Below are 24,847 nucleotides of genomic sequence, written 5' to 3' on the forward strand. Positions count from 1 at the left end.
CCCCACGATACCGCCGCCGAAAAGGAGCATGCCATGACGTCCGACCCGTTCTTTCACCCGGTGAGCGGTTTCGACCTGCCACGCTTTGCCGGAGTGCCCAGCTTCATGCGGTTGCCGCATCTGCCGCCCGAGCATTCGCGCCGGTCCGAGGTCGATATCGGCCTTGTGGGCGTGCCGTGGGACAGCGGCACCACCAACCGCCCCGGTCCTCGCCACGGGCCCCGGCAGTTGCGCGACGCTTCAACCATGATCCGTGCTCAGCACGGTGTGTCGGGCCTGCGCCCGTTCGAGATGGTCAACTGCGCCGACCTGGGCGACGTGGGGCCCAACCCCGCCGACATCCAGGACAGCCTTGATCGCATCACCGCCTATTATGATGACCTGGTGCAGGCGGGCATCACGCCACTGACCGCAGGGGGCGATCATCTTACCTCGCTGCCCGTGTTGCGCGCACTGGCCAGAAACGGCCCGCTGGGAATGGTGCTTTTCGACAGTCACACTGACCTGTTTCACAGCTACTTCGGTGGCACGATGTATACCCACGGCACACCGTTTCGCCGCGCGGTCGAAGAGGGGTTGCTGGACCCGAAACGCGTGGTGCAAATCGGTATTCGCGGCACCACCTATGACAGCGAAGACCGTGATTTCGCCGCAAGCGTGGGTATCCGCGTGATCCCGATCGAGGAATTTCATGCCCGTGGCCCCGGCGACGTGATGGCCGAGGCACGGCAGATCGTGGGCGCAGCGCCCACGTATCTCAGCTATGACATCGACTTCGTCGACCCGGCTTTCGCCCCTGGTACAGGCACGCCCGAGCTGGGCGGCCCCAACAGTTACCAGGCGTTGCAGGTGGTGCGAGAATTGCAGGGCGTGAACCTGGTTGGCGCCGACATGGTCGAGGTGTCGCCGCCCTTTGACATGTCGGGCAACACCGCCTTTCTTGCCGTGTCGATCATGTTCGAAATGCTGTGCATCATGGCCGCGCAACGCGCGAAAGGCTGACGCCTGCCGCTTTGTTCAATGCGCTTCGGCCCAGTTCGCGCCCTGGCCCGCGTCCACGGTCAACGGCACGTCGAGCTTTACCGCCGGTTCGGCCGCGCCTTCCATGATCTCGCGCGCGGCTTCTACCACCTTGTCGGCGGCGTCTTCGTCCACCTCGAAAAGCAATTCGTCATGCACCTGCAAAAGCATTCTCGCGGGTAGCTCGGCGATGGCATCGGGCATCCGTATCATGGCGCGGCGGATCACGTCTGCAGCGGTGCCCTGGATCGGCGCGTTGATCGCCGCGCGCTTGGCGAAGCCCGCGCCGGGCCCCTTGGCGTTGATCTCGGGCGTATTGATCTTGCGCCCGAACAGGGTCTGGACGAAACCGTGCTCCTTGGCGAATTTTACCGTGTCATCCATGTAATCGCGGATGCCCGGGAACCGTTCGAAATAGCGGTCGATGAAACCTTGTGCCTCTGATCGCGGGATGCGCAGGTTACGTGCCAGCCCGAAACCGGAAATGCCATAAATCACGCCGAAATTGATCGCCTTGGCCTGCCTGCGGATCTCGGGCGTCATTTCATCCAGCGGCACGTCGAACATCTCGGATGCGGTCATGGCATGAATGTCCTGACCCTCATGGAACGCCGCTTTCAGCGCGTCGATACCCGCCACATGCGCCAGGATGCGCAGCTCGATCTGGCTATAATCGAGGCTCAACAGCACCTTGCCTTGGTCGGCGACAAACGCCTCGCGGATGCGACGGCCCTCTTCGCTGCGCACGGGAATGTTCTGCAAATTCGGATCGCTCGACGCCAGCCGCCCGGTGCTGGCCCCGGTTTGAAGATAAGAAGTATGCACCCGGCCCGTGTCGGGGGAGATATGATCTTGCAACGCGTCGGTATAGGTGGATTTCAGCTTGGAAACCTGGCGCCAGTCCAGGATGCGGGCGGGCAAGTCATGTTCTGTTGCCAGATCCTCCAGCACATCTGCGGGGGTCGAATACTTGCCCGTCTTGCCGCGTTTGCCGCCCTCGAGCCCCATCTTGCCAAACAGGATCTCACCGACCTGCGCGGGCGAGCCCACGTTGAACTTTTCGCCCGCCAGTTCGTGAATCTCATCTTCGAGCTGGGCCATTTTCTGGGCAAACGCGCCGGACATGCGGCTCAGCACCGAGCGGTCGACCTTGATGCCGGTCATTTCCATCTCGGCCAGCACCGGCACCAGCGGGCGTTCAAGCGTTTCGTAGACGGTGGTTACCTGTACCTGGTGCAATTGCGGCTTGAACCGTTGCCACAGGCGCAGGGTGATATCGGCATCTTCGGCGGCATATTTCACGGCCTCGTCGATGGCGACGCGGTCAAACGTGATCTGGTTTTTGCCCGATCCGATAAGCTCCTTTATCGGGATCGGCGTGTGCCCCAGGTAGCGTTCGGCCAGCGTATCCATCCCATGCCCGTGCAGCCCCGCGTTCATCGCGTAAGACATCAGCATCGTGTCGTCGATTGGCGCGATTGCGACACCGTTTCGGGCAAAGATCTTTGCATCGTATTTCATGTTCTGGCCGATTTTCAGGATGGCCTCATCCTCCAGCACCGGTTTCAGCGCCGCCAGCACGTCGTCCAGTGCCAACTGCCCTTCGGCCAGCTCGTCTGATCCGAAAAGGTCATCCGCGCCGCCCGCGCGATGGGTCAGCGGGATGTAACAGGCATGGCCGGCGTCCACGGCCAGCGAAATACCCACCAGGTCGGCCTGCATTTCGTTCAGGCCGGTGGTTTCGGTGTCTATGGCCACGTAGCCGCGTTCGGTGATCCGGTCGATCCAGCCTTGCAGGGCCTCCATGTCGCGCACACGCTCGTAGTTTTCGGGCGTAAAGGGCAGATCCGCGGGCCCCTCCACCTCGACCCCGCCCGGGTCGGTATCCATGATGACCGGCGGCTCGACATCCAGCGCGTCGGCCACGCGCTTGGACAGGGTGCGAAATTCCATTTCGGCCAGGAATTCCAACAGCTTCTGCGGCTCGACCTCGCGCACCTCAAGCTCGTCCAGCGTAAAGGGCAGTTCCATATCGCAATCAAGCTGCACCAGCTTTTTCGACAGCTCGATCTGTTCGCGTTTTTCTATCAGGGTCTGGCGGCGCTTGGGTTGCTTGATTTCCTCGGCGCGGTCCAGCAGCTCTTCAAGGCTGCCGAACTCGTTGATCAACAATGACGCGGTCTTGATGCCGATGCCCGGTGCGCCGGGCACGTTGTCGACGCTGTCACCTGCCAGCGCCTGCACATCGACCACCCGTTCCGGGCCTACCCCGAACTTTTCCTCGACCCCCTCGCGGTCGATGCGGCGGTTTTTCATCGGGTCCAGCATTTCCACGCCGTCCCCCACCAGTTGCATCAAGTCCTTGTCGGAGCTCAGGATGGTTACACGCCCGCCCGCGTCGCGCGCCTGGCAGGCCAGCGTTGCAATGATGTCGTCGGCCTCGAACCCTTCGATTTCCTTGCAGGCGATGTTGAAGGCCTCGGTGGCGCGGCGGGTGAGCGGAATCTGCGGGCGCAGTTCCTCGGGCATTGCCTCGCGATTGGCCTTGTATTGGTCATACAGATCGTTGCGGAAGGTGTGGCTGCCCTTGTCGAACACAACCGCCACATGCGTTGGGGCATCCGAGCCGCCGTTGTTTCCGTCGATATAGCGCTGCAACATGTTGCAAAAACCGCTGACGGCGCCAATCGGCAGGCCATCGGATTTGCGTGTCAGGGGGGGCAGCGCATGATAGGCGCGAAAGATATACGCGGACCCGTCGATCAGATGCAGATGACATCCTTTACCAAAGGCCATGACGCCCCTCTCTCTCACGGCAGTGCCGCACTATCTTGCCAAATATGATCCCGCCGGAGGCTTTTGCAGGTGACATGCGCGTATCGGCGGCCCGGTCAGGCCTTGCCCTCGAAATCGCGGTGTACGTATTTCGCGTCGCAATAGGGGCATTCCACGAAACCCGTCTCGTGCGGGATCTGCAACCACACGCGCGGATGACCCAGGGCGCCTTCGCCCCCGTCGCAGGCCACGCGCCAGTTGTCCACAACCTTGGTTTCCGGGGCGTCGATCGTCATGGGGGACATTCCCTTTTGGCTGCTGATGGGTTAGCCCCTTATGCGTGAAGCCGACCAGAGGGGCAAGTGGTGCATGAGCGGGAATGCGATTGAAATAGAAGGGTTGCGCAAGACCTATGCCGGCCAGAAGGGCGCAGGCCCGAAAGAGGCGCTGAAAGGCATCGACCTGGCGATTCCCCAAGGGTCGGTGTTCGGCCTTTTGGGGCCGAACGGTGCGGGCAAGTCGACGCTCATCAACATCCTGGCGGGGCTGGTGGTGAAAACCGCGGGAACCGTGCGCATCTGGGGGTTCGACCAGGACGTGAACCCACGCCAGTCGCGCGCGGCCATCGGCGTCATGCCGCAAGAGCTGAACCTTGATCCGTTCTTCACGCCCCGTGCCGCGCTCGAGGTGCAAGCGGGGCTTTACGGCGTGCCGAAATCGCAGCGCCGGTCGGATGAAATTCTTGAACTGGTGGGCCTATTGGACAAGGCCGAATCCTACGCCCGCACCCTTTCCGGGGGGATGCGGCGGCGGCTTTTGCTGGCCAAGGCGCTGGTGCATAACCCTCATATCCTGGTGCTGGACGAACCGACGGCGGGCGTCGATATCGAATTACGCCAGATGTTGTGGGAAAACGTGCGCAAGCTGAACCAGCAGGGCATGACCATCATCCTGACCACGCATTACCTAGAAGAAGCCGAGGAAATGTGCGACGAGATCGCCATCATCAACAATGGTGAAAAGGTGGCGCAGGACAGCACCGCCAACCTGCTGGGCCGGATCGACGCCAAGACGATGGTGATTCATCCTGCCAGTGAGGTCACGACCCTGCCTGAAGGGCCGGGAATGGAGGTTACGCGCCGGGCAGATGGGGCCATCGCCATCACCTATCGCACGGCCGAGGTTTCGGCTGATGCGGTGCTGGCGGCGGCCCATGACGCGGGCATTTCCATCCGCGACGTAAAGACGGAAGAGGCCGATCTGCAAGACGTGTTCCTGGCCCTGACACGGGCGGACTAGGACGCGCCGAAGTTCCCGGCGCGCCAGGCCGGTCTCAGTCCTCGCCGGATACCTTGCCGCGCAGGGATTTGACCTCACCGCGCACTTTCTTGGCTTTCAGGCGGCGTTTCTTCGATCCCAGCGTCGGGCGTGTGGCAATGCGGCGCTTGGGCTTGCGGGTGGCCTGCTCTACCAGATCGGCCAACCGTTGGCGTGCAATGTCGCGGTTCCGGGCCTGGCTGCGGGTCTCGTCCACTTGGATCACCAGGGCGCCATCCTTGGTCCATCTTCGACCGGCCAGCCTTTTCAACCGTGTCTTGACCGCACCCGGCAGGTTGGGAGAGCGCTCGGCCTCGAACCGCAGTTCGACCGCAGTGCTGACCTTGTTCACGTTCTGCCCGCCAGGGCCACTGGCGCGGATGAACTGCTCGGTCAGTTCCCAGTCCTCGATGGTTATGTCGTCGGTAATGCGCAGCATGGTGTCAGCTTATCGCAGCTTGTTCCGGTCAGCCAGCGAATGGAAAGGGCCGCCCGACATGTCGAGCGGCCCCACAGAATTCGGAGGTGGTTTCGGTTAGGTTCCCACCAATTCAGGTTTCACGCAGCCAAGGGCTGCCTCAGATGCGTGCCCCCTGAACTGTTCCGACACCTTTCTCCAATATCCCATTAGACACTAGAGCACCTCCTTTCTGCTGTTGAACATGACACTAGCCTGCCACAAAATTTGGCTATGTCAAAACAAAATCATGTGGTGCGCGCCCGAAGCGCCCCCACGATGATGCGGAAGGGAACAAGAGCAAGGATGGCAAGCGACAGCTTGACCAACCAGTCGGCCACCGCCAGCGACACCCACAAGGGCACCACCGGACCCGCCCCCAAAAGCGGCAGCGCCTCACCGGCCCAGGCTACATCGTTGCCCGGCTCCAACCAGGCCATGGTGCCGGAAAAGGCGATGGTAAAGAAGATGGCCGTATCCAGCGACGAGCCAACCAGAGTCGAGGCCAGCGGCGCCCGCCACCAGCGCCCTTCGCGCAACCTGTCGAAAATCGCCACGTCCATCAATTGCGCGGTCAGGAATGCAAGGCCCGAGCCGATTGCAATGCGCAGCGTCACTGCCGGATAGGTGTATCCATCGCCCTGCAGCATGATCTGGGTGCCGACAAGCGAGCAGATCACCCCTGCCACGAACCCGGCCGCCACCACCTTGCGCGCGGCAGGCACGCCGTAGACGCGGTTCATCACGTCGGTGACCAGAAAGGCCAGCGGATAGGTAAAGGCACCCCAGGTCAGCCATTGGCCGAACAGGAATTGCACAAGAATGTTCGAGGCCACGACGATGGCGGCCATGGCAAGAATGCCGGGAATATGGGTTCGGCTCATGATGTGATCCGTTTTTACAAGGTTGCGGAGACTTGGCCCTGCATCACGCAGAACGCGCCGCGAATACGCGTCTGACCGCCTTATTGCAAGGGGTTTCCGATAACGTATTCCACGATTTCGGTGCGTTGCAGGCGGCGGAAATTGTCGTCGGATATCATCGTCAGGCGGGTGCGGCCTTGCCCGTCACGCCAGACCGACAGCCCTTCGAGGTTGTCGTGCCGCAGCACCGGGGCGGTAAACATGATGCGGCCCGATAGCGGGCGGTTGCCTGTCAGTTCAAACCGTCGCACGCGCGTGCGGAACCCTATTCCGTTGAACCCACGCTCAAGCAGGTAGAACGCGCCGTCATATCCGAAATCGCCGCCCACTGGCAGGAAACCGGGGCTGCGCGTGATGTGAAAGGCCGTGGTCCATTGCCCGTTCTCGAACCGCCAGACCGGAAAGGGTGCATCCCACGCTGACGACTTTTCCGGCATCGTGTAAAGCCGCCCCCGGGCATCGATGGCCAGCACCTCGAGCGCGGCATTGCCGGCAAGCCCGGCAAAATCGGGATGATCGGGCAAGCGGGTCGCGCGGCCCTTGTCAGACAGACGCAACACGCGCGACATCCCTTCAAGGCTGACGAACACGCGGCCACCGGGCGCTATTGCAAGCCCTTCGGTGTCGCGCAGGCCGGGCGGCTTGGCTGGGCGGTCCAATCGGATTGGGCCGAAATCGGTGATCGTGATGCCCGCGATGGCCCCCTTTTGTCGCGTGATGCGGCCGCGCAACATTGCGCCGCGGTCGGACACGGCGACAAGCGCGCCGCCATCGTCCGTGACCTCAAGCCCGGAAAACCCGCCGAACCGCGGGTCGTCCACCCGCCACGTGAAACTGGCCAGCAGGCGCGCCGGCTCATCCGCGCGGGCCGCGCACGCCAGCAAGATCAGCGCCAGAGCGGCGCTCAGTCGGCCTGAAGAACCGCGACGCATTGGTTGGGCAGGTCGGCCAGCGTGTATTCGCGGCGTGGCTTGGGCTTGGGGGCGTTCGGGTCGGGCGGTGGCGGGTTCAGGATGTTGGCCTGCCATTGCCGCGCATCCGCGCATCCGTCACCGGGCGGCGGGGGCGATTGGTTTTCGCAGTCGCGCGCACCGGCGGGGCAGTTCAGCCGCACGTGGAAATGGTAGTGATGCCCCCACCAGGGCCGCACCTTGCGCAGCCAGCTGCGGTCGCCTTTTTCATCTTCGCACATTTGCACCTTGGCGCCGGGAAAGACAAAGATGCGGGCCGTGCGCGGGTCTTGCGCGGCGGCCTTTATGATCTCGTGATGGGCGCGGGTCCAATTGTCGTTTACATAGGCGCCACTTGCGCGGCGCATTGATATGGACGAGATCGCCTCGCGTTCTTGCCGGGACAGGTTCAGCCGGTCGGCAGGGCGCATCCAGATGTCGATATCCATGCCCGACTGATGGCTGCGGTGGCCGGTCAGCATCGGTCCGCCGCGCGGCTGGCTCATGTCGCCGACGTAAAGCCCGCTCCATCCTGGGTGTTGTGCGGCCTTGGCCGACAGTGTCTTGACGAAGTCTATGGTCTCGGGATGCGCCCAGTTGCGGTTGCGGCTCAGGCGCATGGCCTGCCAGGTGGGGCCGGTTTCCGGCAGCGCCGTACCGCCCGCAAGGCATCCCTTGGAATATCCGCCAAAGGGTTCGGCGCGTTGGCCCGACCCGCGCGGTGCCGCGCCGAACAGGCGCTTGGCCTCAACCCTCTGCATCGAGGCTGGTATCGCCTGCTGCGTCGAGACGCGAGGGGCGCCGGCCCCGTAATCGTCGGAGGTGCGGCTGCCACAGGCGCCTAGTCCAAAGGCAAGGGCTGCGATGGTGAAGGCGCGGAGCATTGGCCATGATCTCCTGTCGGTTTTACCCATCGTAGCAGTATCAACCCTATCAGGAAAAGGGCGATCAGCGGGGTCACGCCCAATTGCTGGCTGCCGCTTATCGTGGTGGCGATGCCGATGGCCGTCGGCGCAAGAAACGACGTGGCCTTGCCCGCCAGCGCGTAAAGGCCGAACGCCTCGGCCATCCGGTCGGGGTTGGCTTGGCGCACCATCATGGTGCGGCTGGCGGCCTGGATCACGCCACCCGCCGCCCCGATCAGTGCGCCCATCACGTAGAACACGATGTCAGGCAGGGCCGAACTGGGCGCCACGGGTATGCCATAGACGCTGCTGCGCGAGATAAAGACGATGGACACCGCCACGAATGTCAGGACAAGGATACAGAAGGTGATCACCGGCTTGGGCCCGAACCGTTCGTCTGCGCGCCCGCCGATCATGGCGAAAACGGCGCCGGTGATGATGGCGATGATGCCAAAGATACCGGTGTCGACCACCGACCATTCCAGAACCCCCGCCGCATATATGCCGCCGAATACATACATCCCGTTCAGGGCATCGCGGTAGAACATCGAACTGCCAAGATAGGCGAACAGCGAAGGCGTGCGCGGCAGGCCGCGCAGGGTCGTCACCACCTCGGCCAGCGCCTTTTTCAAGGCGCCGCGCGGAGGGCGCGCGGGTTTCGGGTCGCGCACCCACAGGAAAAAGGGGATCATGAAAACCGCGTACCAGATCGCCGTCAGCGGGCCCACGGCGCGCGTGCCCTCTCGCATGTCGGCATCCAACCCCAGAACCGGGTCGAGCCCGATCAGCGTCTTGCCGGTATCGGCGCTTTCGGCCAGCAAAAGCAACATGATCACCAGTGTCACCAGCCCCCCGGCATAACCAAAGGCCCAGCCATTGCCCGAAATCCGCCCGATCTGGTCGCGTGGACCCAGGTCTGGCAACATCGAGTTGGTAAAGATCGTGGCAAACTCCATCCCGATCATGCCGATGGCAAAGGACAGCAGGACGAGGTACAGGTTGAAATCACCCGGCACGGCCCACCACAGCCCATAGGCGCCGACGACATACAGCAGCGAAAAAACCCAGATCCAGCGCAGGCGATTGCCCGACAGGTCCGACAGCGCGCCCAGGACGGGCGCCAATATCGCGATGACGAACCCCGCCGCCCCGATGCCGAACCCCCAGGCCGATTGCGCAGCCGCGCCATCACCGATCAGTTCCTTTACATAGGGCGCGAAGATGAAGGTGATCAACAGCGTGTTGTAGGGCTGGCTTGCCCAGTCAAAGAAATACCACCCCCATATGCGCTTGCGCTGCGACGGTGCTGCCATGCGCCTGTCCCCCATGTCTTTGCCGGGCATAAGACCGGCAAAGCATGACGGTGGCAAGACAATCTTGGGTTCAGTCCTGCATGGGAGGCCAGGGGCGCGCGTCTTCCGCCGCGATCCAGCGCGCCACCCATTCGGGAATGTCGCGCGTCTCGCCCGGCTGCCCCAGCGCCTGCAAAACCCTTTCGGTGCCCACGATGCCGTTTTCATCGGTCACCGCCGCGCGATACAGGATGTGTCCGGCACATTCGCCATCCCGCCGCCAAATGGATTGCTCAAGGTAGATGAAACGCGCATCCCAGCACAGCGCGCGGCTGCGCATTTCGAGCCTGTCAAAAAGGCGCACCCGGCGGCGATAGCGCACGCACGCCCCTGCCATCGTCAGCCCCCAGCCGTTGTCACGCAACGCCCCGATCAGCCCGACCCGATGCGCCAGCGGTATCCGACCCAGGTCATAGAGTGTCAGCGTCCGCCCGTTGTTCAGCTCCAGGAACGGGTCAAGATCCCAGGGCAGGCACAGGTGGTGCGACACGTGCGTACCGTCCAACGGCAGGTCGGGCAGGCGGTGGGCGCGCAGGCTTTGGGCGGCAAGTCGGATAAACGGATACATCGGACCTCTGGTGTTTGCGGTGCGGGGTGCCGTGCGCCGGCCCCAAGGTCAAGCGCGACGGTGCGGCACCCCTTGCCCTTCGGCCGCTCGGCGCTTACCTCTTGCGCGTCGCAAGAAAGGTTTTCGCAGATGATGGCACTTTACGGACCGCTGGCCCTGATCCTCGACGTGATTTTCTGGATCGCGCTCGCTCATATCATCATGAGCTGGTTGATCAATTTCCAGGTGCTGAACCTGCACCAGCAATTCGTGGCGCAGATCTGGTATGGCCTGAACCGTTTGCTCGAACCGCTTTATCAACCGATCCGGCGGGTTCTACCCGACACGCGGCCGCTGGACCTGGCGCCGCTGGTATTGTTCATCATAATCATTTCGCTGCGCGACTTCATCCTGCCCGAACTCCTGTTGCGCTGATACGCGACCGCGCCAAGCGCGCGTTTGCACCCACCTGTGCAGCAACGCAGGCGCAGCACGCCCGGCAGGGCTTGATCCCGCCACCTGTGGTATGGGATACCCCGAAAAAGAGCAGATATAGTTCAATCTTGCAGGGTTCCCCATGACATCGGCCAGTGGTCTTTTGCGCGACGTGTTCGGATTCGACGCCTTCCGCCCGGGCCAGGAAGAGATCGTGCAGGCCGTGGCGCGGGGCGAAAACGTGCTGGCAATCATGCCCACCGGTGGTGGCAAGTCGTTGTGTTTCCAGTTGCCTGCGCTGATGCGCGACGGTGTGACGGTGGTAATTTCGCCACTGATCGCGCTGATGCGCGACCAGGTGCGCGCCCTGCGCGAGGCGGGTGTTGCGGCGGGGGCGCTGACCTCGGGCAATACCGAGGAAGAAACCGACGCGGTCTGGCTGGCGTTGGAGCAGGGAACCCTTAAACTGTTGTACATCGCGCCCGAACGACTGGCCGCGGGATCTGCGCTTGGCATGTTGCGGCGCATCGGCGTAAGCCTGATCGCCGTGGACGAGGCCCATTGCGTTAGCCAGTGGGGCCATGATTTCCGGCCCGATTACCTGCGCATCGGTGAATTGCGCCGCACGCTGGATGTGCCGCTTGCTGCCTTTACCGCCACCGCCGATGCCGAAACCCGCGACGAGATCGTGACGCGCCTGTTCGGCGGGCAAGCGCCACGCAGCTTCCTGCGCGGTTTTGACCGCCCCAACATCCACCTGGCCTTTGCCGCCAAGAGCGGGCCGCGCCAGCAGATCTTGTCATTTGCCGCGGCGCGCAAGGGGCAGTCGGGCATCGTGTATTGTGGCACCCGGGCCAAGACGGAATCTCTGGCCGGTGCCCTGCGCGAAGAGGGGCACAACGCCTGCGCCTATCATGGCGGGATGGAGGCCGAGGCGCGCCGCCAGGTCGAGGCGCGTTTCAGCCGCGAAGACGGGCTGATCGTGGTGGCCACGGTGGCCTTTGGCATGGGGGTGGACAAGCCCGATATCCGCTGGGTCGCGCATGCGGACCTGCCAAAGTCGATCGAAGCTTATTACCAGGAAATCGGTCGTGCGGGCCGCGATGGCGCCCCGGCCGAGACGCTGACGCTGTTCGGCCCCGATGATATCCGCCTGCGCCGGTCGCAGATCGACGAGGGGCTTGCCCCGCCCGAGCGCCGCATGGCCGATCACGGGCGGCTTAATGCGCTGTTGGGGCTGGCCGAGGCGTTGAAATGCCGGCGCCAGGCGCTGCTTGGCTATTTCGGGGAAGAAACCGCGCCCTGCGGCCATTGCGACCTGTGCGACAGCCCGCCCGAAAGTTTCGATGGCACGCAGGCCGTGCGCAAGGCCTTGTCGGCCATCCTGCGCACCGAGGAATGGTTCGGTGCGGGCCACCTGGTCGACATTCTCATGGGCAACATGACTGACAAGGTGCGCGAGCGCGGGCATGACCGCCTGCCAACCTTTGGCGTCGGCCGCGACATGAGCCGCGCACAATGGCAGGCGGTTTTCCGTCAGATGATGGGGCATGACCTGATCCGCCCCAACCCCGACCGCCACGGCGCCCTGACCATGACCGATGCCGCGCTGCCGATCCTGCGCGATCAACAGGCAATCACCTTGCGTCGCGACACCGTGGCCAAGCCCGATCGCCGCCCCGCGGTGCGCGCGTTGGTCAGTGACGAGGACGCGCCGCTTTTGTCAGCGCTCAAGGCGAAACGGCGCGCATTGGCCGAGGCCGCAAGCCTGCCCGCCTACATGATTTTCAACGACCGCACCTTGATAGAAATGGCCGAACAGCGCCCGGCCAACCTGGACCAGATGGCGGGGATCAACGGCGTGGGCGCGAAAAAGCTGGAGCGCTACGGCGACGATTTCCTGCAAGTGATCAATGGCGACACACAGGAAATGCATCCCACGCGCCGCAAGCTGGCCGGCCGTGACGCCGGTACGCTTTACGATCGGTTGCTGGCGGCGCAGGCCGATTTGATGCGTGGCCCGGACGGAACGGAAAAACCGATCTCGTGCTCGTCGTCACAATTGGCGAAACTGGCCCAGATGCGCCCGGGCGATGAGCAGGGGCTTGTCCGCATTCTTGGCGATCGCCGCGCGGAACGGTTTGGCCCGGCCTTTCTGGACGTTCTGCGCATGGCGGACTAGATAGGCCGGAAAGCCTAATCACGAGGTAAGCCATGTTTGTCGTCGTATCGCCTGCAAAAAAGCTCGACATGTCGCCGGTTGAGGGTGTTTCGGCCACAACGCCCGAATTTTCGGCCGCCGCGCAGGAGCTGGCCGGGGTCGCGCGGGGCCTGTCGGTTGGCGATCTGCAAAAGCTGATGCATATCAGCGAAAACCTTGCGAAGCTGAATGCCGAGCGGTTCCGCGATTTCGGCGAGATGGAGAGCAAGCCGGCGGTCTACGCCTTTGCCGGCGATACCTACCAGGGGTTCGAGGCCAGCACGCTGGATGAAGACGCGCTGCGCTGGGCGCAGGATCATTTCGGCATATTGTCAGGTCTTTACGGCATCCTGCGGCCGCTTGACGCGATCGAGCCCTACCGGCTGGAGATGGGTAGCAGGCTGAAAACCGACCACGGCAAGACGCTCTATGATTATTGGGGCGACAAGATTGCCAAGGCGATCAATGCGCGGGCCAAGGCGGTGGGCGCGACGACGCTTGTGAACTGCGCAAGCCAGGAATATTTCGGTGCCGTTGACCTGGATACCCTGAAGGTGCCCGTGATCACCCCGGTCTTCATGGAAGACAAGCCGGGCGGGCCCAAGATCGTCAGTTTCTATGCCAAGCGCGCCCGTGGTGCGATGGCCCGCCATATCATGGAAAACCGCCTGACCGACCCGGATGATCTGCGCGAATTCGATGTTGGCGGCTATGCCTACCAGCCTGACCTGTCGGAACCAGGAAAACCGGTTTTCCTGCGCAGCGCCGAGGCAGCCGCAAACGCCGCGTAACCCGGGGCACGCACCCCGACATGATATCTTGCGCGCGCCCAAGCTGCGTGGCAGCCGGCCGGATTTCGCGCGCTATGCGCTGGCAATCGCGCGGTTGCGCGGTTCCTGGCCTTGTGGGGGGCGGGCGTCTGCCGGGCAATGTGCGCAGATGACTTCGCGGATCGCCGCCTTGCGCAATGGCTTGGTCAGGTAATCATCCAGCCCTGCATCAAGAACTCCTTCACGGTCGCCATCCATGGCATGGGCCGTCATCGCCACTATCGGCACGTGGCCCCCTGGCAGCGCGCGAATTTTGGCGGTGGCTGTCTTGCCATCCATCCCTGGCATCGAGATATCCATGAAGATCAGGTCCGGGGCAAAGGTTTCGAAATGCGCGATTGCCTCGGTCCCGTTGCCTGCAAACTCCAGGTCGATATCCATATCTTGCACCATTTTTTGGAACACGAGCCTGTTCGTGCGATTGTCCTCGGCGGCCAGGATACGCATGGCGCGGCCATGGGCCTTGGGAAGATCCCGTTGGATGTCGGCCCGCTGCGGTAAGACGCCGGAAGCGGAAGCCCCGATCTTTGCAAGCTGCGCGACAAGTTGCGCACGTGGGGTTGGCTTGTTCAATACCGCCTGCACATGCCTGTGCGCGGGGTCGTGTTCGGCGCTGCCCGGGTTCGAACTCAGCAACATGATGGGAACGTCGGCTTTGCGGGCTTTCAACGCGGTGGCCAGTTCCAGGCCGTTCATCCCCGGCATGGTGTAACTGGTCAGAACAAGGTCGATGCCGTCATCGAACGCATCCAGCGCCTCCGCGCCGCTGTCACAGGAGATGGATGAGAGCCCCAGCAGCGCCATCTGCTTTTCGAGGATGCGCCGGTTGACCGCCAGAGTCTCCACGATCAACACGCGCCGCAAAGCTCCTGGAAGGGCAGGCATGTCGGGATTCGCCTCGGCAACCGGGAGTGTCATCGTGATTCCGAAAACCGACCCGCGCCCTTCATCGCTATCGACCCAGATCGTGCCGCCCATCAGCTCGATCAGGCGGCGCGAGATGGCCAGCCCCAGCCCGGTGCCTTCGAACTGCCGGTTCTTCTCGCTTTCGACCTGGTTGAACTCGCCGAACACGTGGTCGATCTTGTCTGGTGCGATGCCGATGCCGGTGTCTTCGACGGTGATATGCAACTGGCATTTGCCGTCATCGGTTGTCGTTCCCGCGACGCGCACCACCACATGGCCCCTTGCCGTGAACTTGACGGCGTTCCCCATCAGGTTGGTCAGAACCTGCCGGATGCGGCCAGGGTCGCCGATCACCAAGGATGGCAGGAACAGATCGTAATCCACCACGATACAAAGCCCCTTGTCGCGCGCCCCCGGTTGCAGAAGCATCACCAGTTCGTGCAGGCAGTGTTCCAGGTCGAAGGGCTCGGGGTGAAGCACAAGTTTCTCGGCCTCGATCTTCGAGTAATCGAGAACGTCGTTGATGATCACCAGCAATGCCTGGCCCGAGTTGCGTATGGTGGTGACGTAAAGCTGCTGTTCTTCGGTCAGCGTGGTCTCGGACAGCAGATCGGCCATGCCGACTACCCCGTTCATGGGCGTTCGGATTTCATGGCTGATGGTGGCCAGAAATGCCGACTTGGCGCGGTTCGCGGCCTCGGCCACCATGCGTGCCTCGTGCAACTCGGCCTCGTAACGCACGTTGGCCGTTATGTTGAGCGCCAGGCTGACGACGTCACCGCCACGCCCGCGCTGGTCGACCAGCCTGATATACTGGTCGTTCCAGCTGCGCATGACAAAAGGTTCAGGGGCGGGGGATTGCCAGCGTTCCATCATCATCGTGCGCCATTCGGTCGGTGTCATGTCTCCGATATTCACGATCCCTTCTTCGGTAAGCAGTTGCAGTATCCGCGGATAGGTGATGCCGGGGCGCACCTCGCGCAGCCCGTCGAAAAAATCGACATAGGCGTTATTCGCGGCGATCATTCGGTCCTCATCATCGAAAAAGGCAAACCCGTCCTGGATCGTTTCGATCGACAGCCACAGCCGGCGTTCGGCGATCTCGATCTTTTCGCGCGCGGCGGTCAGGTCGGATTTCACGCGCTGGTTTTCATCGCGGTAGGTTGCCACCTGCGCGCGGGTTTCGACGATTTCGTCTGACAATGCCTTGGCGTGTTGACCGAGCTTGCGGTTGGCCGCGAACAACTCGGCCTGTTTCAGCTCCAGCAGGCGTTCCGCTGCCAGGCGCGCACGGCGTTCTTCGGCCAGTTTGTTGGCAAGGCTCATGCCCGTCCTCCGACATCGCCCCGATCCGGGCGCCGCGTGGCAAGGTCTCCGGTTCCGGTGAACATGGCGTTAAGCGCTGCTGGTCAAGGCCGTTGCGCCGACTCGGACGTGGTGCCACGGTGGGTGTATTGTAGCGGGGGTATCTTGATGCGCAGTCTTTTTGTCTTTCTGGCGGCCTTGATCTGCATGGCCGGTGCCGGCGGGCCCTCCAAGGCCCAGGATGGGGTGGCGCTGCCATCAGAGCGGTTCATCGTCACCCGCGACATGGATTTTTTCGGCGGCGATCTGCAGCCGCTTTTCGATACCACCTATGATGCCTGTGAAAGAACTTGCCGCGCCCAACCGAGCTGCCGGGCCTTTACCTTCAACCAACGGTCGAACGCGTGTTTCCCCAAAACCGGCGTGGATCAGCGCCAATCCTTCGAGGGCGCGATTTCGGCCGAGCGGCGCGATACCCCGCCGGAAATGATGCAGCGCGGCGCCGCACGCGGGCCAGATCTGGCGTTCCTGGGCCAGACGACGCTGGATGCGGCGCGTGACCTTGCGGCGGATATCGGCAATGTGCACCCGTCGGGCCAGTACACGGTCGATCGGATGCTGGAAGCCGCGCAGAAACGGCGCAGCGCACAGGACCATATCAACGCCCTCCGCTGGACGGGGGGCGCATTGGCGCATCAAGACCGCGCCGATCTTTGGATTGAGTACGCGCGCCTTGCCCGGCTTTTGCCGTCGTCGGGGGATGCCCGCGTTTTCAAGGGGCGTGCCTTGTCGGCTGCCGTGAACGGCTATTTGCGGGCAGCTTCGGATGGCGCGCGCGTTTTGGCCCTCGAGGTGATGGCCCGTGTGCTGGAAGACAACGGCCGCGGGCGCGACATGATCCCGGCCTTGCGGTTGGCGCAATCCATCCAGCCGCAGCAGGATATCGCCGACATGTTGGATGACGCGGTAGGCAAATACGGCTTTCGCATCACCAATACCCGCGTTGAAAGCGATCTGGCCGCCCCGCGCTTTTGCGCCGAATTTTCCGAACCGCTGGCCCGCAACGGGGTGGAATATGCCGACTACCTGCGCCTGCCCAGCCCGACGATGGCCGTGACCACCGAGGGCCGCTCGCTTTGCATTGCCGGCGGCAGCCACGGAGAGCGCTACAGCGTGACCTTTCGTGCGGGCCTGCCCGATGCCAAGGGCGAGGGGCTGATCAAGGATGTGCAGCTGCGCTTTTACGTGAAGGACCGCTCACCGCAGATCGTGTTCCCAGGACGGGCCTACATGTTGCCACGCGGGGCCGATGCGGCGGTGCCGGTGCAGACCGTCAACCTTGAGACGATCGATCTGGTCTTGCGCCGCGTTGATGACCGCAACCTGTTGCGCACCATGCAGGAAGGGTATTTCGGTAACCCGTTGCGAAATTGGGAAAGGCGCGATTTTGCCGGCGACGTGGGCGAAGAGGTATGGCGCGGCACGGGCCAGGTTGAGAGCCGTCTGAACGTTGACATGACGACGCGGTTGCCCATGGGCGATATCGTCAGCGATCTGGCGCCCGGCCTTTACGCGCTGAGCGCTGCGGTGCCGGGGGTGAAAGATTACGAAGACCCGGGCGCAACACAGTGGTTCATCCTGTCCGATCTGGGATTGACGACCATGTCGGGCACCGATGGTCTGCACGTCTTTGTGCGGGGCCTTGGTGATGCCGCCCCGCGTGCGGGGCTGACCGTCACGCTGGTCTCGCGCGCGAACCGGGTGTTGGATACCGCGCAGACCGACGCGATGGGCCATGCGGTTTTTGCAGCCGGGCTGACCCTGGGAACCGGCGGCGCGGCGCCCGCCTTGGTTACCGTGCGCGACGGGCAAGAGGACATGGCGTTCCTTTCCCTTACCGACCCGGCCTTTGACCTGTCCGATCGCGGGGTCGAGGGGCGCGAAGCCGCACCGCCCGTCGACGTATTCCTGACCACCGATCGTGGTGCCTATCGCGCGGGCGAGGTGATCCATGCCACCGCCCTGGCGCGTGACGGGCAGGCACAGGCGATCACAGGCCTGCCGCTGACGGCAATTCTGACCCGTCCGGATGGCGTGGAATACAGCCGGCATTTGAGCGCCGAGGACGTGGCAGGGGGCCATGTCTTTGCGCTGCCCGTGGCGGCAAGCGCGCCGCGCGGCAGTTGGAGCCTTGATATCAAGGCCGACCCGGATGCGCCGGCCCTGGCCAGCACCTCGGTGCTGGTCGAGGATTTCTTGCCTGAACGGATCGAGTTTGACCTGGCATTGCCGGATGGCCCGTTGTCGCCCCGCGCGGTCGGCGCGGTGACAATCGACGCGCGCTATCTGTTCGGGGCCCCGGCGGCTGACCTGGGTGTGACGGGCACGATGCACATCATGCCCAGCCGCAGCCGTGACGCGCATCCCGGTTACCTGTTCGGGCGGCATGACGATCCGTTCCGCGGGCGCAGCACCAGCATCGGTGATGCCCGAACCGACGCGCAGGGCCGGGCCCGGCTGTCCTTGGAATTTCCCGATACGCAGGATTACACGGGGCCGTCGAGCGCGCGGCTGGATGTCAGCGTCACCGAGGGGTCGGGCCGCCCGGTCGAGCGTAGCATCACGCGCGAGCTTGCCGCGGCCAACCCGATGATCGGTATCCGCCCCGGCTTTGACGATGTGCTGCCCCAAGGCGCGGCGGCCACGTTTTCGCTGATCGCGACCAATGAAGCGTTGCCCGTCGAATGGTCGCTGAACCGCGTGGTCACGCGCTATCAATGGTATTCGCAAAACGGCGATTGGCGGTGGGAGCCGGTGACAGACCGCACCCGCGTCGCCGAGGGTACCACCACGCTGAGCGAGGCGCCGACGACCATTTCCGCACCTGTCGACTGGGGCCGCTACGAGCTGGTCGTCGAAAGCGCGCAAGGGGCCTATACCGCCTCGTCCGTTGATTTTCACGCCGGCTGGTACGCGCCCGCAAACCCGGCCACCACGCCCGACATGCTGGAAGTATCGCTGGACAAACCCGGTTACGCTCCGGGTGAAACGGCGCAGCTTCGCGTGGTGCCGCGCGCGTCCGGTAAGGCGCTGATCACCGTGATGTCGAACCGGTTGATCTCGATGCAGGCGGTCGAGCTGGCCGAGGGCGAGAACCTGATCGACCTTCCCGTGACAGATGACTGGGGGGCGGGTGTTTACGTTGCGGCGCAGGCAATCCGCCCGATGGACATGGCGGCCGGGCGCAACCCCGCGCGCGCGCTGGGGCTGGCTCATGCCAGCGTTGATCCGGGGGACAAGCTGTTGCAGGTGTCGATCGACGCGCCCGAACGCGCCGACCCGCGCGGCCCGCTAAGGGCAGCCGTGCATATCGACGGGCTGGCAGAGGGCGAGACGGCCCATGTGACGCTGGCTGCGGTGGATGTCGGTATCCTGAATCTCACGCGGTTCGACGCGCCCGACCCTGCCGGGCACTATTTCGGGCAGCGGCGGTTGGGCGTGGAAATACGGGATGTCTATGGCCGGTTGATCGATGGGTTGAACGGCGCGTTGGGGCAGGTTCGCTCCGGCGGCGATGCGGGCAGCCGTATGCAGATGCAAAGCCCGCCCCCGACCGAACACCTCGTGGCGTATTTCACCGGTCCCGTCACCGTCGATGCCGAGGGCAGGGCGCAGGTCGCCTTTGATCTGCCTGATTTCAATGGCACCGTTCGGCTGATGGCGGTTGCATGGTCGCCCCGCGCCGTGGGGCAGGCACAGGCCGACGTGGTCGTGGCCGACCCGGTGGTCGTGACGGCCAGCCTGCCACGGTTCCTGGCGCCCGGCGATGACAGCCGGATGTTGCTGGAAATCGTGCATGCCAACGGCCCGGTGGGCCGAATGGGGCTGGACGTGACGGCCGATGGGCTGACGCTTGATGCCGGGTCGATCCCTTCGGAGGTGGAACTGGCCGCGCAAGGCAAGGCCACGCTGTCGGTGCCGATCACCGCAGGCGAAGTGGGCGATCATAGCCTGCGGGTCGCCTTGACGACGCCGGATGGGCGGCAACTGGTCAAGACGCTGACACTTGGGGTGCGGGCCAACGATCCGCCAGTGTCGCAGACGCGACAAGTTGCGCTCGACCCCGGGCAAACGTTGTCTTTCGATGCCGATGTGCTGGCCAACTTTCGGCCAGGCACGGGGCAGGCGGTACTTTCGGCCGGCCCGCTGGCGCAGTTGGACGTGCCGGGGCTGATGGCGCAACTTGATCGCTACCCCTACGGCTGCACCGAGCAGGTTGCCAGCCAGGCATTGCCGTTGCTTTACCTGTCGTCGGTGGCCGACCCGCTGGGCCTTGGCGATGGTGCGCGCATCGATGTCCGTATCGCGCAGGCAGTTGAACGTATCCTGACCCGGCAATCATCCTCGGGCGCGTTCGGGCTGTGGCGCGCGGACAGCGGTGATTTCTGGCTGGATGCCTATGTGACCGATTTCCTGTCACGCGCCCGCGCCCGGGGCCATGACGTGCCTGACGTGGCGTTTCGTGCGGCGCTGGATAACCTGCGCAACCGGGTGAACTATGCCCCGGATTTCGACCAGGGTGGAGAGGCGCTTGCCTATGCATTGCACGTGCTGGCCCGCGAGGGTGCCGCCGCGATGGGCGATCTGCGCTATTATGCCGATGAAAAGGCACAGGCTTTCGCCACGCCGCTGGCGGCGGCGCAACTGGGCGCGGCGCTTGCCGCCTATGGCGACCAGACTCGCGCCGACGCGATGTTCGGCGTGGCCGCACGCAAGATGGCCCCGCGTTTGGGCACGGATACGGCCCCGGTCTGGCGGTCCGATTATGGCACCAACCTGCGGGATGCGGCAGGGTTGTTGGCGCTTGCATCCGAGGCGGGCAGCACCATGATAGACCGCCCCGCGCTGGCCGCGCATCTGGGGCGCAACACTGCCGGGATGTCTACGCAAGAGGCCGCCTGGACGTTGATGGCCGCCCGTGCACTGGTGGATGACCCGGCCAATGGCCTGTTGTTGAACGGCCAGCCCGCGCCCGACCTCTTGGTGCGTCGCTTCGCGCAGGACCTGGGCCAACCGTTGAGCCTGGCGAACGAAGGGGATGCCCCCGTTCGCGTCACGCTCACCACGCTTGGTGTGCCTGCGCAGCCCGAACCGGCTGGCGGCTATGGCTATTCGATCACGCGCAGTTATTACGACCTGGATGGCGCGCAGATCGACCCGGCCCGCGTGGCCGCCGGCACGCGCATGGTGGCCGTGTTGCAGATCACGCCATTCCAGGAAACCGGCGCGCGCCTGATCGTGGATGACCCGCTGCCGGCCGGGTTCGAGATCGACAACCCCAACCTGCTGCGCAGCGGCGATATCCGTGGCCTTGACTGGCTGGAACCAGCGGGTGCCGAACATTCCGAGTTTCGGGCCGACCGGTTCGTGGCTGCCGTCGATTGGCGTTCGCCAGACCCGTTCCGCCTGGCTTATATCCTGCGCGCCACCACGCCGGGGCGGTATCATCACCCTGCCGCCACGGTCGAAGACATGTATCGGCCGCAATACCGGGCCCGCACCGATACCGGCGCTGTTCAGGTTGAATGAGATGGGCGACCGGGCGCCGAAAGGCGGGGCGGGGTGATCCATGCCCAGGGTTGAGCGGCTTCTGGCCTTGGCCGTGCTTGTTCTTATTAGCGCGGCGGCGGCGCGCGATGCGTTCGACCGTTGGGTGGATGCAACCGTTTTGCCGCCGACACTGGTGGCCCAATCGGTAGAAATTCGGGACCGGAGCGGTCAGCTTTTGCGCGCCTACCCGGTTGAAAACGGGCGCTGGCGGTTGGGCGCGCGGTCCGACCAGGTGGACCCGACCTATCTTGAGATGCTTTTTGCCTATGAAGACCGGCGGTTCGCCAGCCATGCGGGCGTCGATCTTCTGGGGCTGCTGCGTGCCGCCGGGCAGGCCGTCGGGCACGGGCGCGTGGTGTCGGGCGGATCGACTCTGACGATGCAGGTGGCGCGCTTGCTCGAGAACAGCGGCACCGGCGCCTGGCGGGGCAAGCTGCGCCAGATACGCGTGGCGCTGGCGCTGGAACGCCAGATTGGCAAGGACGAGATCCTGTCGCTCTACCTGACGCTTGCGCCTTTCGGCGGCAATATCGAGGGGGTGCGCGCCGCCACGCTGGCCTGGTTCGGCAAAGAACCTGCGCGCCTGACCCCGGCACAGGCGGCTTTGCTGATCGCCCTGCCACAATCGCCCGAGGCACGTCGCCCCGACCGCCACCACCGTGCCGCCACGCGGGCGCGTGACCGGGTTTTGGCCCGGATGGTGGGCGCGGGCGTCTTGTCGCCCTACGCCGCCAGCGCCGCCCGGTCAGAGCCCGTGCCCGCATCGCGCCGCCCGTTTCCCATGCTGGCGCCACACCTTGGCGACCGCCTGCACATGGAAGACCCCACCGCGCCGCGACATGACGTGACGGTGGATGCGCAGGTACAGCGCGGAATGGAAGATCTGGCGCGCGGCGCGGTTGCCGGGCAGCCCGCCCGGTTGTCGGTTGCGATCCTGGTGGCCGATCACCGCACGGGCGAGGTTCTGGCCTCGGTCGGCTCACCCGATTACGCGGCCGAACGCCGGCAAGGCTTCGTTGACATGACCCGCGCCTTGCGGTCGCCTGGCTCGACATTGAAGCCGCTGATCTATGCGTTGGGTTTCGACCAGGGGCTGGCGCATCCACAAACCTTGATCGCGGACCGTCCGACAGATTTCGGCGGTTATGCGCCGCAGAATTTCGATGGGGGCTTTCGCGGCGAATTGACGGTGGAACGTGCGCTGCAATTGTCGCTGAACGTGCCCGCCGTCGCGATGATGCAGGCGGTTGGACCGGCGCGGCTGGTTGCGGCGATGGAGCGGGCAGGGGCGCAACCCGTCATTCCCGGCGGCCGGCCCGGTCTGGCCGTGGCGCTTGGCGGGGTCGGCGTGTCGCTGCGCGACCTGGTGCAGATCTATGCCGGGATTGCCAATGGCGGACGGGCAGTGGGGCTGCGCAGCCGGGATGGACCGACCAAGTCGCGCCGCCTGACCACTGCGCGCGCGGCCTGGTCGGTGGGGCACGTGCTGGCCGGGCTGGCGCCACCGCCGGGGAGCCCCAACCTGCGGCTGGCCTACAAGACCGGCACGTCTTACGGTTATCGCGATGCCTGGGCCGTGGGCTATGACGGGCGGCACGTCGTGGGTGTCTGGATGGGCAGGGCGGATGGCACGCCGGTGCCCGGCGCCTTTGGCGGAGAGCTGGCTGCGCCCGTGCTGTTCCGGGCGTTCACGCGGCTGAAGCCGCGCATAGACCCGCTGCCACCCCCGCCGGCCGATGCCTTGCTGGTCTCCACCGACCGTCTGCCTGCACCGTTACAACGATTTCGCGGTCGCGATGCAGCCTTTGCACCCGATGAGAATGCACCGAAACTGGCCTTTCCGCCCGATGGCGCGCGCCTGGCGCTGGAAGGGGGCAACCTGGTGATCAAGCTGCGGGACGGCATCGCGCCATTCACCGTTCTGGCCAATGGCAACCCGATGCAGACCGGCGCGCGCCGGCGCGAAATTACCCTGCCCGCGCCGGGCCCCGGTTTCGTCACGTTGTCGGTGATAGACGCGCACGGGCGTGCCGCCCGTGCGCGAATTCGTGTCGATTGACACGCGGTCTTTTGTGAAAAAGGCCGCTTTACAGGCGTTCGATGGCCAGCGCGATGCCCTGACCGCCGCCGATGCACATCGTGATCAACGCTTTCGAGCCGCCCGTGCGTTCCAGCTCGTACATCGCCTTGACGGTGATGATGCAGCCCGTGGCCCCAACCGGGTGCCCCAGCGCAATCGCCCCGCCATTCGGGTTGACCTTGGCAGGGTCCAGACCCAGCCCGTTATTCACCGCCACCGCCTGGGCGGCGAACGCCTCGTTGGACTCGATCACGTCGAAATCGCCGATAGACAAGCCGGTACGCGCCAGCAGGTTTTCAACCGCCGGGATGGGACCGATGCCCATAACCTCGGGGCGGACGCCGGCATGGGCATAGCCCAGAATACGGAATTTCGGGGTCAGCCCTGCCTTTTCCGCGGCGCTGGCCCGGGCCAGAACGATGGATGCCGCGCCGTCGTTGATCCCGCTGGCATTGCCTGCGGTCACGCTGCCATCCTTCTTGAACACGGGGCGCAGACCGGCCAGCGCATCGGATGTTGTGGCCTTGGGGTGTTCGTCGGTGTCAAAGGGCACCATGTCGCGCTTTACCTTGACCTCGACCGGCACGATCTGGTCCCTGAAATGACCCGCCTCGATCGCTGCTGCGGCGCGTTTCTGACTTTCCAGTGCAAAGCCGTCCTGGTCGTCGCGGGAAATTCCGTGCTCGGCGGCCACGTTTTCGGCCGTTACGCCCATGTGTCCGGTCCCGAACGGGCAATTCAGCGCACCCAGCATCATGTCCAGCGTCTTGATGTCGCCCATCTTGGCACCCCAGCGCTGGTGCTGGTTGATGTAGGGGCTGCGTGACATCGCCTCGGCCCCGCCCGCTAGGGCAAAATCGGCATCGCCAAGCATCAGCGCCTGGGTCGACGACACGATGGCCTGCGCACCCGAGCCGCACAGGCGGTTCACGTTCATCGCCGGTGTCGTGTCGGGTATTCCGGCCTGGATCGCGGCCACGCGCGACAGGTACATGTCGCGCGGTTCGGTGTTGATCACGTGGCCGAACACGACGTGGCCGATCTGGCCACCCTCGACGCCGGCGCGTTCCAACGCGGCCTTCGCGACCACGGTTGCAGTGTCGATGGGCGCGGTGCCGGCGAGACTGCCGCCGAATGTACCAATGGCGGTGCGGGCGCCGCCCAGAATCACGATATCGTCGCTCATGCTTTCCCCTCCTGATGAGTCGTTCGGCCAGACCCTAACGCCGCCCCGC

At 64.3% G+C, this 24,847-nt stretch carries 17 protein-coding genes; 7 read left to right on the forward strand and 10 right to left on the reverse strand.

The genetic code is table 11. The features are described from left to right. Positions 1–33 precede the first annotated feature (33 nt). Positions 34–1,002 carry an agmatinase gene (speB, locus tag M8744_RS10490; RefSeq protein ID WP_251415000.1) on the forward strand — a complete coding sequence of 323 codons (969 nt, stop codon included), beginning with the start codon at positions 34–36 and terminating at the stop codon, positions 1,000–1,002. Between the two features lie 15 nt (positions 1,003–1,017). On the opposite strand, the gene polA is transcribed toward speB, so the two are convergent. Then, positions 1,018–3,816 carry a DNA polymerase I gene (gene polA, locus M8744_RS10495; RefSeq protein WP_251415003.1) on the reverse strand — a complete coding sequence of 933 codons (2,799 nt, stop codon included), beginning with the start codon at positions 3,814–3,816 and terminating at the stop codon, positions 1,018–1,020. A gap of 95 nt (positions 3,817–3,911) precedes the next feature. Beyond that, positions 3,912–4,091 carry a zinc-finger domain-containing protein gene (locus tag M8744_RS10500; RefSeq protein ID WP_251415006.1) on the reverse strand — a complete coding sequence of 60 codons (180 nt, stop codon included), beginning with the start codon at positions 4,089–4,091 and terminating at the stop codon, positions 3,912–3,914. 73 nt (positions 4,092–4,164) lie between these two features. On the opposite strand from M8744_RS10500, the gene M8744_RS10505 reads away from it, so the two are divergent. After that, positions 4,165–5,094 carry an ABC transporter ATP-binding protein gene (locus tag M8744_RS10505; protein WP_251415009.1) on the forward strand — a complete coding sequence of 310 codons (930 nt, stop codon included), beginning with the start codon at positions 4,165–4,167 and terminating at the stop codon, positions 5,092–5,094. 34 nt (positions 5,095–5,128) lie between these two features. On the opposite strand, the gene arfB is transcribed toward M8744_RS10505, so the two are convergent. From arfB to M8744_RS10535, 6 genes are all read right to left on the reverse strand, one after another. Continuing rightward, entirely contained in the window at positions 5,129–5,551 is a 423-nt protein-coding gene (gene arfB, locus M8744_RS10510; protein WP_251415012.1) for an alternative ribosome rescue aminoacyl-tRNA hydrolase ArfB, read from the reverse strand. 266 nt (positions 5,552–5,817) lie between these two features. After that, positions 5,818–6,453, reverse strand: coding sequence for a queuosine precursor transporter (locus M8744_RS10515; RefSeq protein WP_251415015.1), 636 nt, complete (start codon positions 6,451–6,453; stop codon positions 5,818–5,820). Between the two features lie 80 nt (positions 6,454–6,533). Beyond that, positions 6,534–7,424 (reverse strand): esterase-like activity of phytase family protein, encoded by an 891-nt coding sequence (locus M8744_RS10520; protein WP_251415018.1) that lies wholly within the window; start codon positions 7,422–7,424, stop codon positions 6,534–6,536. After that, entirely contained in the window at positions 7,397–8,326 is a 930-nt protein-coding gene (mepA, locus tag M8744_RS10525) for a penicillin-insensitive murein endopeptidase (protein WP_434481364.1), read from the reverse strand. Before mepA ends, M8744_RS10520 begins: the two co-directional genes overlap by 28 nt. Continuing rightward, on the reverse strand, positions 8,284–9,660 hold the full coding sequence (locus M8744_RS10530; protein ID WP_251415021.1) for an MFS transporter: 1,377 nt from the start codon (positions 9,658–9,660) through the stop codon (positions 8,284–8,286). Before M8744_RS10530 ends, mepA begins: the two co-directional genes overlap by 43 nt. Positions 9,661–9,730: 70 nt before the next feature. Next, positions 9,731–10,267 (reverse strand): acyl-CoA thioesterase, encoded by a 537-nt coding sequence (locus tag M8744_RS10535; protein ID WP_251415023.1) that lies wholly within the window; start codon positions 10,265–10,267, stop codon positions 9,731–9,733. 129 nt (positions 10,268–10,396) lie between these two features. Here M8744_RS10535 and M8744_RS10540 point away from each other — a divergent pair, with 129 nt between their 5' ends. The 3 genes from M8744_RS10540 (at position 10,397) to yaaA (ending at position 13,672) form a co-directional block, all read left to right on the forward strand. Further along, the gene (locus M8744_RS10540; RefSeq protein WP_251415026.1) at positions 10,397–10,681 is read left to right on the forward strand and encodes a YggT family protein; all 285 of its coding nucleotides are present in this window, start codon (positions 10,397–10,399) and stop codon (positions 10,679–10,681) included. A gap of 142 nt (positions 10,682–10,823) precedes the next feature. Beyond that, positions 10,824–12,863 (forward strand): DNA helicase RecQ, encoded by a 2,040-nt coding sequence (gene recQ, locus M8744_RS10545; protein ID WP_251415029.1) that lies wholly within the window; start codon positions 10,824–10,826, stop codon positions 12,861–12,863. Positions 12,864–12,895: 32 nt separating this feature from the next. After that, on the forward strand, positions 12,896–13,672 hold the full coding sequence (gene yaaA / locus M8744_RS10550; RefSeq protein WP_251415032.1) for a peroxide stress protein YaaA: 777 nt from the start codon (positions 12,896–12,898) through the stop codon (positions 13,670–13,672). A gap of 72 nt (positions 13,673–13,744) precedes the next feature. On the opposite strand, the gene M8744_RS10555 is transcribed toward yaaA, so the two are convergent. Next, positions 13,745–15,943 carry a response regulator gene (locus M8744_RS10555; protein ID WP_251415035.1) on the reverse strand — a complete coding sequence of 733 codons (2,199 nt, stop codon included), beginning with the start codon at positions 15,941–15,943 and terminating at the stop codon, positions 13,745–13,747. Positions 15,944–16,090: 147 nt separating this feature from the next. Here M8744_RS10555 and M8744_RS10560 point away from each other — a divergent pair, with 147 nt between their 5' ends. Further along, on the forward strand, positions 16,091–21,511 hold the full coding sequence (locus M8744_RS10560; protein WP_251415038.1) for an alpha-2-macroglobulin family protein: 5,421 nt from the start codon (positions 16,091–16,093) through the stop codon (positions 21,509–21,511). Between the two features lie 40 nt (positions 21,512–21,551). Further along, on the forward strand, positions 21,552–23,591 hold the full coding sequence (pbpC, locus tag M8744_RS10565) for a penicillin-binding protein 1C (protein WP_251415041.1): 2,040 nt from the start codon (positions 21,552–21,554) through the stop codon (positions 23,589–23,591). Between the two features lie 28 nt (positions 23,592–23,619). On the opposite strand, the gene M8744_RS10570 is transcribed toward pbpC, so the two are convergent. Next, the gene (locus tag M8744_RS10570) at positions 23,620–24,798 is read right to left on the reverse strand and encodes an acetyl-CoA C-acyltransferase family protein (RefSeq protein ID WP_251415044.1); all 1,179 of its coding nucleotides are present in this window, start codon (positions 24,796–24,798) and stop codon (positions 23,620–23,622) included. Positions 24,799–24,847 lie beyond the last annotated feature (49 nt).

It is taken from the genome of Lutimaribacter degradans, assembly GCF_023703375.1.
GTDB lineage: Bacteria > Pseudomonadota > Alphaproteobacteria > Rhodobacterales > Rhodobacteraceae > Lutimaribacter > Lutimaribacter degradans.